The sequence below is a fragment of the Kangiella sp. genome (genome assembly GCF_048265365.1).
Taxonomy (GTDB): domain Bacteria; phylum Pseudomonadota; class Gammaproteobacteria; order Enterobacterales; family Kangiellaceae; genus Kangiella.
Window position 1 is genome coordinate 755,691 of sequence record NZ_JBLXBT010000001.1, and the last position, 13,430, is coordinate 769,120.

A 13,430-nucleotide genomic window follows, 5' to 3' on the forward strand; every position below is an offset into this window, starting at 1 on the left:
TCTTCTCATATATCAATATAGGGTTCATCCGGATGAATCTGATGAATTGTTTTTAGCTATCCTGAGAGAAATGCGCTCAATTTTTTGTTTCAATATCTCGCTATCTGATTTTAAATCCGCGATATCATCATAAAAATTTTCGAGCTCAATTGTTGCTGGCGATAATTTGGCTTCGAAGCGAATATATTCGCTGATATTTTGCTGCGCTGTGGCAGCTGCTTTCTGCAACCAGTCACCCACTTTTCTGCTACCACTTGCCATCTGGTGAGCGACAATATCGCCAGTATATTGCGATAGGTGTTCTTCCCAATCAATATTAAGTTGTTTGAAGAAGTTTTGAAAGTTTTGTGCCGTGCCGATGTCGCCCGCAAAATGTACTTCGCCTTTAAAGATAGAGTCAGAACCTTTTTCGCTTACAGCCAGATTAAAGAAACTGGAGGAAGAGCCGCTAAGCTCGGCATTGGGTTGTTTATTGATGTCTGGCTTAACCAGGATTAAGCTGTCTTCAATGACAATAAAAAAACTGCTATTTAAATCGGTCAGTATCACTTTTATGATTTTATTGTCTAATGATTGCAAGCGAGACTGTGCATCAGGGTCAAGCTTTATGGCCTGGTTGATGAGCATTTCGATGGCTGGTGCAAAAAGTGGCAAAATCATATGCTAATTCATTTATCTTATATATTGGGGGAGTTTAGAATTTCTTGCCAATATGTAAAGCGACTATACCACCCGTTAAATTGGTGTATTCAACCTCATCAAAACCTGCTTCCATCATTAATTGTTTTAAAGTTTCCTGATCGGGATGCATACGAATGGATTCAGCCAGATATTTATAGCTTTCTGCATCATTGGCCACTACTTTACCCATTGCTGGCAGCAAGGAGAAAGAGTAGACGTCATAAACTTTAGAGAGTGCAGGAAGGGCTGGCTTGGAAAACTCAAGTACCAGTAGTTTACCGCCTGGTTTTAAGATGCGATACATTGATTCAAGAGCTTTCTCTTTTTCGGTCACATTGCGTAAGCCAAAGGCGATAGTAATTCGGTCAAAATAGTTATCAGGGAAAGGCAGGCATTCTGCATTTGCCTGGACATATTCCACATTACCAACAATGCCGCTATCGACTAGTTTGTTACGGCCTACTTTGAGCATCGACTCGTTAATATCGGCTAATACGACCTTACCAGTCGGGCCCACAATCTTAGAAAACTTTGCGGTTAGATCACCAGTGCCACCAGCAATATCGAGAATTGTCTGGCCGACTCGTGCTGCGGCACGTTCAATGGTGTAGCGTTTCCAGATTCTGTGGACACCGAATGACATGAGATCATTCATCACATCGTACTTGGCGGCTACCGAGTGAAAGACTTCAGCGACTTTAGAGGCTTTCTTGCTCTTCTCCACCGTTTGGTAACCAAAGTGAGTAGTGTCATCTGATGTTTTCTTATCGTGCTCTGTCATAGTATTAGGCTTTGTTAATTAATTACCGTGCTTGGGGTCGAAGGTCTTAACCGAAGTATCGTTACCTCGCGGGAGACCTGCAGCTTCCAGGCGTTTTAAATAGTGGTGCCAGTTCGTCTGGTAATCACGACCCAGCTCATAGAGTGTTTGCCAAGTATACAGGCCACTGTCATGGCCGTCATCAAAGGTTAGCTTAATTGCATAGCGACCTACCGCTTCGATATCGGTTATTTGCACATTCTTTTTGCCACCAATCAAGGTCATTTCCTGATTGCCATGACCTCTGACTTCTGCTGAAGGTGAAAATACACGGAGATATTCGTAGGGTAATAAATAGCTATTACCGGGAAATGTAACTTCCAATTGTTGGCTTTTCTGGTGCAGTTTGATTGCAGTTGGTATCTGACTACCTGTTTGGGTCATTTTACTTAAGCTTAAGTGGCTATTAAATTGTTTCGATTGTATCAGAAATAGAGTGGGCAGGCTGTAATGTTAAATGCCTGTAGCGTCAGTATTGGGGATTTTAAAAGGTATAAAATTAAAGACAAAAAAAAGCTGACCCGAAGGTCAGCTTTTCAGTTATCGCCTGAGCGATAATTATTGCCAGTCAACCTGTAAAGTTACACCTGAATAAGCTGTGTAACCACGGATGCTGATGTACCAACGGTCTTGAGCTGGGTTAGAGAAAGAACAGCTCTCGTTGTTACCATTGCGGTATGGACGACAGTCATAACTTGAAGTCGTTGGTTGTGCACCGCGACGGACATACAAGTCTGCGTCACCTGAACCACCACTGATTTGAACATCAAGGCTGCTCATGCCAGCTGGAAGGTCTACATAGTAGTGAGTGAAGCTACCTGAAGCACCTGAAAGGTTTGGAAGCGTTGCGCTACCGCCTTCTGGTGGTGGCTCTGTGCTACCGCCGCCATCATGCGTTGCTACCAAGTTAACATTCGAGTAGCTAGTGTAACCACGAACCATTACATAGTAAGTACCAGTTTGCGCTGTGAAGTCACAAGACTCAGTATTACCATTGCGGTATGGGCGACAGTCATAGCTAGACGTGGTTGGCGCACTGCCGAACTTAACGTATAAGTCAGCATCACCAGTGCCGCCTGACATATCGAAGCTTACATTAGAAGCATCAGAAGGAACTACAAAGGTGTAATCGGTTTCTGAACCAGAAGCACCTGAGAAGCTTACCGATACACCATTTTCTAGCTCGTTACCGCCTGGAGGTGGTGGTGGTGGTGGAGTTGAGCCGTCAAACAAGCTGTATAGTAACAAGTTTGGCGAACCTGATTTTGCATCGCTTACTTTACCAGTTGATGCAGCGCCTTCGATAGCAGCTTCAACTTGGCTTGGAGTAGCACTTGGGTTGTTTGCTAAGTATAGAGCAGCAACACCCGCTACGTGTGGAGAAGCCATTGAGGTGCCACTGATAGTGTTAGTACCACCGTTTGACCATGCTGAAGTGATGCTTGAACCTGGAGCATAGATGTCCAAACAAGTACCATAGTTTGAGAAGCTAGAACGAGAATCGTTAGAAGCAGTTGAACCTACAGTGATTGCGCTTGGCTCACGAGCTGGTGAGTAGTTACACGCATTGCTGTTGTCGTTACCCGCAGCAACTGCAACTGTTACGCCTGAAGCAACAAGGTTAGCAACCGCGTTGTCAGTAGCTGATGAAGCACCACCACCTAAGCTCATGTTGGCAACAGCAGGCTTAACGTGGTTGTTAGCAACCCAGTCAATGCCCGCGATTACACCAGAGTTAGAACCACTACCGTTACAACCTAGAACTTTTAGGCCATAAAGCTTAACGCCTTTAGCTACACCGTAGGTAGAACCACCTACAGTACCAGCTACGTGGGTACCGTGACCATTACAGTCATTTGGGTTGCTATCGTTATCAACGAAGTCATAACCACCCATAAAGCGACCACTAAACTCACTGTGTGAGCCTAAGATACCAGTATCGATGATGTATGCGTTTACGTTGCTTGCAGTGGTGTTGTAAGTGTATGAACCACTTAATGGAAGGTTACGTTGATCAATGCGGTCAAGGCCCCAAGTGGCATTGTTCTGAGTAGCATTGATACTAACGATTTGGTCTTCTTCAACAAGAAGCACGTTAGGGTCTTGAGCAAGCTTTTGTGCAGCTTTGTCAGACATGTTGAATACGCCGCCTTTAACGGCTTTGGTAAAGGTACGCTGAACTTGAGCTTGATATTTACGGCTCAAGTTGTCGCTTACCATAGCAATAGCTTGTTCAGAAGCATTGCTTGAGAATAATCCCATATTAGCCGCCACTGCATCGTCCTTGAGAACAACAATGTATTGTCCTTTGATGGCTTTTTCAGGTTGAGCTGCTGCTTTGAACTCACCAGCATATGCGCCAGTTACGCCCGTAGCTAGCAGAACACCTGCGACTACTTGGTTTAATTTCATGTTAAAACACCCCTTAGTGTTGTTTATTTTATATACCTCGAAAATCGAGGTCTTAGGACTCTATAAAATTCAGGAGTTCGGAACAATATAATTTATGCATTTTGGGTGAGCTAATAAGTAATTTTTGACGGCCGTCTAATTTGTACAGAATGTTACAAATGTATTACAAAACAATTGTTAGTGGTTACTATCTACAAGAATGTTGATTTCAATGCATTTGTGACTGTTGAACAATGCGCTGGAGCTTTTTGCTGAAAAGTGGGATTGCCCCGGCATTTATCTTAGATTGAATCTATTGGATTTAAATTCCTAATTAAAAACCTGAGTTTCATAAATACTAAAATTATCAAGGTGTTGGGGTGCTCTATCCTGTGTTAGAGAAGAAAGCACCGTTAACGGCCCCGCTGATTGATGATAGGAACTGTCAATCAGAAGATGACGGATAAGAACTAGTTTTAACCTACCTCATCAGATAGTTATGTGGCATGGGTAGGCCGGTAAGCTAAAAGTAAGCGGTTTGCCGTAGGTGTTATGAGCTGTAAAAGATTTTAGAAGGGTGGGCTATGTATCAATTAGTCGCTATTTGAACAATAGCCATAAAAAAGCTGGTCCGAAGACCAGCTTTAAGGGTAATCACTATTTGATGATTACTTCCATCCTTACTCCCACTTAACGTATAAGGTTACGCCAGCGTAAGAGGAGTAGCCGCGTAGGCTGATGTACCAACGGTCTTGAGCTGGGTTAGAGAAAGAACAGCTCTCGTTGTTACCCCATTTGTATGGGCGGCAATCGTAGCTTGAAGTTGTTGGTTGAGCACCACGGCGAACAAACAAGTCTGCGTCACCAGTGCCACCACTGATTTGAACATCCAGGCTGCTCATGCCAGCTGGAACATCAATGTAGTAGTGTGACCAGCTACCTGCTGCACCGTAAAGGTTTGGCAATGTCGCTTCGCCACCTTGGCCGGGATCTGGTTCTGGGTCTGGATCAGGAGTGGTTCCTCCATTATGGCTCGCGACTAAACTTGCATTGGAGTAGCTAGTATAGCCATAGACAGTGACATAATAAGTACCGGCCTGAGCATTTAACTGGCAAGACTCATTGTTACCATTTTTGTAAGGACGGCAATCATAGTCGCTGGAACTGGGTTCGCTACCGAACTTAACGTACAGATCAGCATCACCGTTACCACCTGACATATCAATGTTTACCACAGTAGCATCAGCCGGAACTTCAAAAGTGAATTCTTTTTCTGAAGCTTGAGCACCAGATATTTCAACAGCAACCCCATTTTCTAACTCACTCCCTGGGTTTGGCTCTGGATCTGGATCCGGATCTGGAGTTGAACCATCAAATAAGCTATACGCCAATAAGTTCGGTGAACCCGATTTTGCATCGCTTACTTTGTTGGGTGTTGCAGCATTTATAATTGCTTGAGTTACCTGACTTACAGAAGCGCTTGGATTGTTTGCTAAGTATAAAGCTGCAATACCAGCCACATGAGGTGAAGCCATTGAGGTTCCACTCATGGTAGTTGAGCCACCGTTGATCGAGGTAGAGCGAATGTTCGAACCTGGTGCATAGATATCTAAACAGTTGCCATAGTTAGAGAAGCTAGAGCGAGAATCGTTAGACGCTGTAGAACCGACAGTGATCGCACTTGCCGCGCGAGCTGGTGAGTAGTTACAAGCGTTGCTGTTGTCGTTACCTGCAGCAACCACCACAGTAACGCCGGCATTAGTCATACCTTGCACCGCATTATCAACCGAGCTTGCAGCACCACCACCTAAACTCATGTTGGCAACTGCGGGTTTGCTGTGGTTTTGTGCCACCCAATCCATACCTGAAATAATGGCTGAGTAAGAGCCACTACCCTGGCAGTCAAGAACGCGAACGCCGATCAGGTTAACGCTTTTAGCAACACCGTAAGTGGAACTACCTACCGTGCCTGCAACGTGAGTACCATGGCCCTGACAGTCACTGGCATTGCCATCATTGTCAATGAAATCATAACCACTGGAAGCTCGGCCACCAAAATCACTGTGGTTCATATTAATACCTGTATCAAGAATATAAGCATTAACGTTTGAAGCACCAGTGTTATAGGTGTAAGTACCGCTTAATGGAAGATTGCGTTGGTCGACTCGGTCAATACCCCAGGTGGCATTACTTTGAGTAGCGTTGATACTAACGATTTGATCCTCCTCAACCAACAATACATTAGGATCCTGAGCAAGCTTCAGTGCAGCTTTCTCAGACATATTGAACACACCACCTTTTAATGCCTTGGTATAGGTGCGTTGAACTTGTGCCTGATATTTACGGCTTAGGTTATCGCTAACCATTGCGATTGCTTGCTCATTGGCATTACTGGAAAATAATCCCATATTGGCCGCTACCGCATCCTCCTTGAGGACAACAATATATTGTCCTTTGATAGCTTTTTCAGGTTGAGATGCAGCTTTGAACTCGCCAGCGTATAAGCCAGTTGCGCCCGTAGCTAGCAGAACACCTGCGACTACTTGGTTTAGTTTCATTTTAAATAACCCCTTAGTGTTTAACTTAAATGTTTTTATACTTTCTTAATTAGAATATTTAGAAAGCCAAATCAGACTAGAAAATATATCTGAGATTATCAAATAGATAATAACTAAGCTCTGGTCTGATAAGAAAGGGTGTTTACTGATTGAAGGGGTTGAAAATCTTTTATTTTCAATTGGGTTGGCGATGGTCTGACCTGCTTGTTAGGAGGCTCTAATATAGCCAAATATTCTAAGGAAACACTGGAAACTGTCAGATTATTTTCCAGATGAAAGCGAGATGCTATTAGTTGTACCGGTTTGGATAGTGGTGAGCATTGAGCCGATAAGATCAATAAATAGGGAGTTTATCGCTGAAAGAGGCTGATTATTTGCTTGCGGTAATAAATAAGCCCAGCTAAAACTGGGCTTATTGGGGGAGCTAGAATTATAAAATAAATCGACTTAAGTCTTCATCATCAGCCAGCTCAGAGAGCTGTTTAGTGACATAAGCATCATCAATCAATAAAGTCTGGTCATCTTCACTGGCATCGAATGACACTTCATCCAGTAATCGCTCCATAACCGTGTGTAGACGACGAGCACCAATATTTTCTGTGCTCTCATTGACCTGGAAAGCGTATTCAGCAATTTTTTCGATGCCGCTTTCGTCAAACTCTATGGTCTTTCCTTCAGTAGCTAATAACGCTTGATATTGTTTAGTTAGCGCAGCATCAGGTTCAGTAAGGATGCGCTTAAAGTCATCCGGGGTTAAAGCTCGCAACTCAACACGAATGGGTAAACGACCTTGCAACTCAGGAATTAGGTCAGAGGGCTTTGATAAATGGAAAGCGCCTGACGCAATAAAGAGTATATGGTCAGTTTTCAACATGCCGTACTTAGTGTTGACTGTGCAGCCTTCAACCAACGGCAATAGGTCGCGTTGCACGCCTTCGCGCGATACACCGCCATCATTCTGTTCGCCACGCTTGGCAACCTTATCAATCTCATCAAGAAAGACGATGCCATGCTGTTCAACCGCTTCCACAGCTTTAATCTTTAATTCTTCTTGATCAATCAGTTTGGCAGCTTCTTCTTCGGTTAGCATTTTAAGCGCATCTTTCACTTTCAGTTTGCGCTGTTTGCTTTTGCTCGGTGACATGCTCTGGAACATGGATTGCAACTGGCTGGTCATGTCTTCCATGCCGGGAGGTGCCATGATATCGATGCCAACCGCCATTTGGGCAACATCAATTTCGATATCTTTATCATCAAGCTCGCCTTGACGCAGTTTCTTGCGGAAAATCTGGCGAGCGGAAGAGTCTTGAGCCTGCGGTTGTTCATCCCATTGGCTGTCGCTTGATTTGCGTGGCGGAGGCAATAGTGCATCCAACACTCTTTCCTCTGCTGCATCATGGGCGCGGTTCTGCACTTTAGCCATTTCCTGTTCACGTAGCATTTTAAATGCCGCATCAACCAGGTCACGGATAATTGACTCAACGTCACGGCCGACATAACCCACTTCAGTAAACTTGGTGGCTTCGACTTTAATAAAAGGTGCGTTAGCAAGCTTGGCCAGGCGACGGGCAATTTCAGTTTTACCAACACCGGTTGGGCCAATCATTAAAATATTCTTAGGGGTGATTTCGTTACGCAGATCTTCGTCGACCTGCATTCTGCGCCAGCGATTACGTAAAGCAATGGCGACTGAGCGCTTGGCATCTTTCTGGCCAATGATGTGTTTATCCAGTTCATGGACAATTTCTCGAGGTGTCATAGACATAATTAAATACTCTTTTTTAATGCGCTATATTTAATACGCTTTAATTCTGTTGATTCAATGCTAAACAAAGGATAGCAATAGCCATTAATAACTCAGCTCTTCTATGGTCTGATTATGATTGGTGTAGATGCAAACATCGCCTGCGATGGTAAGCCCGGTCTCAACAATTTCACGTGCGCTCAAATCCGTTTTTTGCATTAAGGCCTTCGCTGCGGACTGAGCAAAGGGACCGCCTGAACCAATAGCAATCAAATCATCTTCTGGCTGAATGACATCACCATTACCGGTAATGATGAGAGAGTTCTCTTTATCTGCAACTGCCAACAAGGCCTCAAGGCGGCGCAAAGCTCGATCGGTTCGCCAGTCTTTGGCTAGTTCCACCGCTGCGCGCATCAGTTTGCCACCATGCGCTTCCAGCTTTTTTTCGAAACGCTCAAATAAGGTGAATGCATCGGCGGTGCCGCCCGCAAAGCCTGCGATCACCTGATCGTTATATAAACGGCGTACTTTGCGTGCGTTTCCTTTCATAATAGTGTTGCCCAGAGAAACCTGGCCATCACCACCAATCACTACAGTGCCATTTCGACGCACTGATAAAATAGTTGTTCCACGATATTGTTCCAAAATTGTCTCCGGATTCTGTCTTATTCTTGGCAATAGAGGCTAGATGGGGTCTGAGGCAGTAAATTCAAGGAAGATTTACAGTTCAGCGATGGTGGTAAATTGTAACAAAAAGCCCGAATCAGTCGGGCTTGTATGTGAGCTTTGAAAAGGGTCTGCGCAGTATTTATATTAAATTAACCTGTGTTACCAGATGCGACAGTCCTGATAGTTATTGTCTTGTAATTTATGGCGGTCGCTTTCTGCGGCACGTTTGGTGCTGTAGGGGCCAAGGCGAACCCGATACCAGCCGTCTTTTTCTTCAACATTGGCCTGAAAGCCGATAAAAGCCATTTCAGCTTTTAAAGATTCCGCATCTTCGCTAGTTCTAAATGCACCGCACTGCATGATATAGGTCGTATTGCTAGTGGTTTGCACTGCTTGTGTACCATCTACTTTGATTTCTTTGTTGGTCAAAGTTTCATGGTAAGTAAAGGTGGGCTCTGAAGAGGATTCTTCGACCTTCACTTCTTGCGGTTTATCTTCCGCTTTAACGGTTTGACTATCTTCCTTGGCAGGGAGGACTTCTTTTATGATTTCAGGTTTTTTGACCAGTACCCACAAAAATACGGCAAATAAAGTAAGCAATACGCCGCCAACAAAGATAAGAATCGGCGACATCGGCTTGCGGGAAGGTTGGCTTTGACGTGAGCTACGCTTGTTGCTTTTGCGTGCTGTTTTACGTTTTTTGGCGTAATCCTTGGTCATTCTTAAACTCTTTTATTGTGTACTTGAAATACAAAGTACGGTCTTTGGTAATGATTGTTGATTAAAGTCAGCAAGCACGAAAGTAAAATATCCTAAAGTGACAGTTAAACTCAGTTAGGAGAAATATTATCAATGGCGGATATTGTAAGGGCTATTCAGTGGATAGCCAACTGGCAATATGAAATGTGTGAGCCGGTGCTACTGTAATATTTAACCTACTCACTATTTTAAAACGGATCCTGTGGGTCAATATCGATTGACCAGCGAACTTTCCGTGCGCTGGGTAATTGTTCGATGATGGAAATGACGGGCTTCACTGCGCGCTGTATCAAACCGCGCTGTTCGGCCTGACATAATAGTTGCGCACGCATTTTCCCGGCACGTTTGGCCATTGGTGCTGGAAATGGGCCAAAGCAATCAAGACCGGGAACTTGGCCTAATTGTTTTGCAACCTCGTTTAAAAACTCCATTGGGTATTGCAGAGTGCTGGCCTCGGCGCGAAAAAGTGCCATAGAAGTGTAGGGTGGCAATTGACCAGCCTGGCGCTCGGACAAGATTTGTTGACTCAGCGACTGATAATCCTGAGTGAACAGATTGAGTAATAAGGGGTGCTCTGGATGATGGGTCTGGATGACCACCTCTCCAGGTTTGTCGGCTCGACCAGCGCGTCCGGCAACCTGAGTCAGCAGTTGTGCGGTGCGTTCAGTGGCCCGGAAGTCAGCACTGAACAAGCACCCGTCGATATCCACCACTGCGACCATGGTCAAGTTTGGGAAATGATGTCCCTTGGCCAGCATTTGAGTGCCGACCAAAATATCGACCTCATTATTCTTGATGGCGGTGACGTAATCTTGCATGGCCTGCTTACGACGAGTACTGTCTCGGTCGATACGAACCACCTTCTTATTGGGGAATGCTTTAATTAAAGCTTGCTCCAGTCGTTCGGTTCCGAGACCAATGGGGAACAGTTCGGGCTCACCACACTCTGGGCATTTTTTTGGCATGAAAACCTGCTTGTCGCAGTGATGGCAGTGGAGGCGCTTTTGCTGTAAATGCAAAGTCATATGCTTGTCGCAACGCTGGCAATCGGCAATCCAGCCACAGTTGTGGCACATCAAACTGGGTGCAAAGCCTCGACGATTAAGGAAGACCAGGCATTGGTTACCGTTTTCGAGGTGCCGCTTCATGTTGTCAAGCAAAGCTTGCGATAAACCGTTCTCCAAATGACGCTGGCGAATATCGAGAACTTTAATATGTGGCGGCTTAGCGTCTGCTGCTCGCTTGCGCAAAGTCAAATGGGTTAGTTTGCCCTGATTGACATTGTGCATCGACTCCATTGAAGGGGTTGCACTACCAAGCACAATCGGCGCTTGCTCATCACGTGCGCGCAGAATCGCCAGGTCACGGGCAGAATAACGGAAGCCGTCTTGTTGCTTATAAGACACATCATGCTCTTCATCGACCACGATTAAACCCAGATTTGAAAAGGGCGTAAAGAGAGCTGAGCGTGTGCCAATAACGATCGAAGTGAGTCCTTGCTTCGTCTTTAGCCAAATATTCAAGCGTTGTCTGTCAGTTAAGCCAGAATGTAGCATGGCGATATCGCAATTAAAGCGACGTCGAAAGCGCTGTACGGTTTGCGGTGTCAGCCCGATCTCTGGAACCAGCACCAGTACCTGTTGCTTCTTTATTAAGACCTGCTCAATCAGTTGCAGATAAACTTCTGTCTTGCCGCTGCCGGTCACGCCATCTAACAGAAACCCGTGAAACTGACCAATCGACTGTTGCATCGCACTGACGGCACTTTGCTGTTCTGGATTTAAGGTCAGCGGCTGATTGCTCTGAGTATAGGGCTTGGCGTTAAGCTCCACTTCTTTTTTAATGAACCAACCTTTTTCCGTTAACGGCTTAAGTTCACTGGGAATCAATTCCAGCTCATTAAGATGTGCTGGGCTAATAATACCCTGGTGCTGTAAGGCCCAGTTAAGAATTTTATGTTGTTTAACGGCATTGTTGCTGAGTTTGTCAAAAGCCTGCTCGCCTTTCTCGGTTAGCTGCCAATAGTATTCGGGCTCTAACACGGCCGGTTCGCCTTTATTCAGTAAACCAGGCAAACAGGTATTAAATACGTCGCCTATCGGATGCTGATAATAGTCAGCAGCCCACAGTAGCAATTTGAAAAGGTGAGAAGGTAATAAAGGTTGGGCATCTATGGTTTCAAGGATGGGTTTAAGCTTATTGGCAGGAGTGGTCGATTCTGTAACATGGTCGATAACCACCCCGACCAATTGTTGGCGCCCAAACGGAACTCGCACCCGTGCTCCAATGGGTGGAATGGCAGTTTGCCCTACAAGATAGTCGAAACTACGACGCAAAGGCGTGGGCACTGCGACTTTAAGTATAGGCTTGGCTTGGGGCATGAGATGATTCTTGGTTGAAGTTGGGCTAAGGATAGAAAGACTGGACTGTGAAGGCAACACTAATTTCTGAGCTATAGATGGTGAGTAACATTTGTACTGGTACGACTTGTGTTCAAGAAAAAGTCTGCTAATGTAGCAATGGTTACAAGATTTGCTAACAACAATGTCGAAAGATACAAGATATAGGCAAATACAAAATGTATATCAATCAAAATATCAATACAAATGGGGGTAATCTATGAAAATCGGTACTTTAGCTTTTCTAGCAGGTTTAGTCATCGCGGTCATTGGTGCATTTATTAATGTGGAATGGTTTCCGTGGGTTCTAGCAGCGCTAGGTTTGATCGTGGGGTTCTTGAATATTTCCAGTGGTGAAACTCGTCGATTCCTGATCGCAGCGATTGCATTCATGATGTCAGCCTATTCATTAGATTCGTTGCCAATGGTTGGACAAACGATTGGTGATATCATGCATAACATTGGTTACTTTGTCGGAGCAGCAGCATTATTGGTGGCTATTAAAGCTCTGTTTGATCTCAGCAAAGACTGATTACTACCTGAGTTATACTGAATTATTCTTATAACAGTAATAATCGTATATAACATTTAACGGCCTCTTCGGGCCGTTTTTTTATGTAAAAACCTGTCAAGTGGATATTTTGTAAGCCATTCATATTTAACAAGTTCGCAAGTCAAATGTGACTTGGGCATGTGGTGCTTAAGATTTTGATTTTTCAGAAATGTATCAAAATGTATCAAAGTGACGCTACAAAATTCATACAAAAAGTAATGCGTATGTGACTCGATCTTTTGTTGGTTTCCGTGATACAGTTCACAAAATTCGACTCGATAGAGGTTTCTCCCATGAACTATTTGAAAAGAACTGCTTTAACGTTTGGTTTGTTACCAGCTTTTATGGCTGCTCCAGTGACTAACGCAGCTTCACTTAATGTCGATGTAGACATTGATCTACCTAATGTGGTGATCCTTTATGGATACACAGACATTGATTTGACTATGACTGCCGATCAGTTTGGTCCATTGCTTGATTCGAACTGTACAACGGATGATTGTTCTGTGGCTGATACCGCACCTCAATCAGGCGTATTAAACAACGGTTTAGTTGACCTGGCATTTACCAATAATGCTGCGGGTACTAACCCAACAATTACTTTAGACAATAGCTGGGGTGTTCGTAGCTTTGGTTATACATCTTTGGCACCAACCATTACTGATAATGGCAGCGATGCACCAGTCGGCAATTTAGCTATTGAGCAAATTACTACGCCATCTGCATCGTTACAGACTGGTTCTGTATCATTTGACTTAGATTTGTCACAAATCACTACTGACAGCGTAAGAGCTAGCTACACTATCACAGTTGTAGGCTCTTAATATCGAGTTAGCAGGTATATTTCAAATGTTTG

Annotated in this window: 11 protein-coding genes; 2 read left to right on the forward strand and 9 right to left on the reverse strand. The window is 44.4% G+C overall.

Features of this window, described 5'->3' with window-relative positions; genetic code table 11:
- Positions 1-24 precede the first annotated feature (24 nt).
- From ACN0VI_RS03625 to priA, 9 genes are all read right to left on the reverse strand, one after another.
- A complete protein-coding gene (locus ACN0VI_RS03625; RefSeq protein WP_417445813.1) occupies positions 25-660 on the reverse strand; it encodes a ubiquinone biosynthesis accessory factor UbiJ in 636 nt (211 codons plus the stop codon).
- Between the two features lie 34 nt (positions 661-694).
- Positions 695-1,462 carry a bifunctional demethylmenaquinone methyltransferase/2-methoxy-6-polyprenyl-1,4-benzoquinol methylase UbiE gene (gene ubiE / locus ACN0VI_RS03630; protein WP_331893002.1) on the reverse strand — a complete coding sequence of 256 codons (768 nt, stop codon included), beginning with the start codon at positions 1,460-1,462 and terminating at the stop codon, positions 695-697.
- Between the two features lie 18 nt (positions 1,463-1,480).
- Positions 1,481-1,885: a DUF971 domain-containing protein gene (locus ACN0VI_RS03635; protein WP_331893004.1), complete on the reverse strand. Its 405-nt coding sequence runs from the start codon at positions 1,883-1,885 to the stop codon at positions 1,481-1,483.
- Between the two features lie 174 nt (positions 1,886-2,059).
- A complete protein-coding gene (locus ACN0VI_RS03640) occupies positions 2,060-3,913 on the reverse strand; it encodes a S8 family serine peptidase (protein ID WP_417445814.1) in 1,854 nt (617 codons plus the stop codon).
- Between the two features lie 659 nt (positions 3,914-4,572).
- On the reverse strand, positions 4,573-6,450 hold the full coding sequence (locus ACN0VI_RS03645; RefSeq protein WP_417445815.1) for a S8 family serine peptidase: 1,878 nt from the start codon (positions 6,448-6,450) through the stop codon (positions 4,573-4,575).
- Between the two features lie 430 nt (positions 6,451-6,880).
- A complete protein-coding gene (gene hslU / locus ACN0VI_RS03650; RefSeq protein ID WP_331893008.1) occupies positions 6,881-8,215 on the reverse strand; it encodes an ATP-dependent protease ATPase subunit HslU in 1,335 nt (444 codons plus the stop codon).
- A gap of 84 nt (positions 8,216-8,299) precedes the next feature.
- A complete protein-coding gene (gene hslV, locus ACN0VI_RS03655) occupies positions 8,300-8,839 on the reverse strand; it encodes an ATP-dependent protease subunit HslV (protein ID WP_015781269.1) in 540 nt (179 codons plus the stop codon).
- Positions 8,840-9,022: 183 nt separating this feature from the next.
- Complete coding sequence (locus ACN0VI_RS03660; protein ID WP_331893010.1) at positions 9,023-9,583, reverse strand: SPOR domain-containing protein; 561 nt, start codon at positions 9,581-9,583, stop codon at positions 9,023-9,025.
- A 227-nt stretch (positions 9,584-9,810) separates the two neighbouring features.
- On the reverse strand, positions 9,811-12,003 hold the full coding sequence (gene priA / locus ACN0VI_RS03665) for a primosomal protein N' (protein ID WP_417445816.1): 2,193 nt from the start codon (positions 12,001-12,003) through the stop codon (positions 9,811-9,813).
- A 238-nt stretch (positions 12,004-12,241) separates the two neighbouring features.
- Here priA and ACN0VI_RS03670 point away from each other — a divergent pair, with 238 nt between their 5' ends.
- On the forward strand, positions 12,242-12,553 hold the full coding sequence (locus ACN0VI_RS03670) for a hypothetical protein (protein ID WP_417445817.1): 312 nt from the start codon (positions 12,242-12,244) through the stop codon (positions 12,551-12,553).
- Positions 12,554-12,867: 314 nt separating this feature from the next.
- On the forward strand, positions 12,868-13,398 hold the full coding sequence (locus ACN0VI_RS03675) for a hypothetical protein (protein ID WP_331893015.1): 531 nt from the start codon (positions 12,868-12,870) through the stop codon (positions 13,396-13,398).
- The last annotated feature ends 32 nt before the right edge of the window (positions 13,399-13,430 follow it).

Bases quoted from the DNA above. Each gene is read 5' to 3' on its own strand.
- ACN0VI_RS03625 (WP_417445813.1), bottom strand. From the start codon at position 660: ATGATTTTGCCACTTTTTGCACCAGCCATCGAAATGCTCATCAACCAG.
- ubiE (WP_331893002.1), bottom strand. From the start codon at position 1,462: ATGACAGAGCACGATAAGAAAACATCAGATGACACTACTCACTTTGGT.
- ACN0VI_RS03635 (WP_331893004.1), bottom strand. From the start codon at position 1,885: ATGACCCAAACAGGTAGTCAGATACCAACTGCAATCAAACTGCACCAG.
- ACN0VI_RS03640 (WP_417445814.1), bottom strand. From the start codon at position 3,913: ATGAAATTAAACCAAGTAGTCGCAGGTGTTCTGCTAGCTACGGGCGTA.
- ACN0VI_RS03645 (WP_417445815.1), bottom strand. From the start codon at position 6,450: ATGAAACTAAACCAAGTAGTCGCAGGTGTTCTGCTAGCTACGGGCGCA.
- hslU (WP_331893008.1), bottom strand. From the start codon at position 8,215: ATGTCTATGACACCTCGAGAAATTGTCCATGAACTGGATAAACACATC.
- ACN0VI_RS03660 (WP_331893010.1), bottom strand. From the start codon at position 9,583: ATGACCAAGGATTACGCCAAAAAACGTAAAACAGCACGCAAAAGCAAC.
- priA (WP_417445816.1), bottom strand. From the start codon at position 12,003: ATGCCCCAAGCCAAGCCTATACTTAAAGTCGCAGTGCCCACGCCTTTG.
- ACN0VI_RS03670 (WP_417445817.1), top strand. From the start codon at position 12,242: ATGAAAATCGGTACTTTAGCTTTTCTAGCAGGTTTAGTCATCGCGGTC.
- ACN0VI_RS03675 (WP_331893015.1), top strand. From the start codon at position 12,868: ATGAACTATTTGAAAAGAACTGCTTTAACGTTTGGTTTGTTACCAGCT.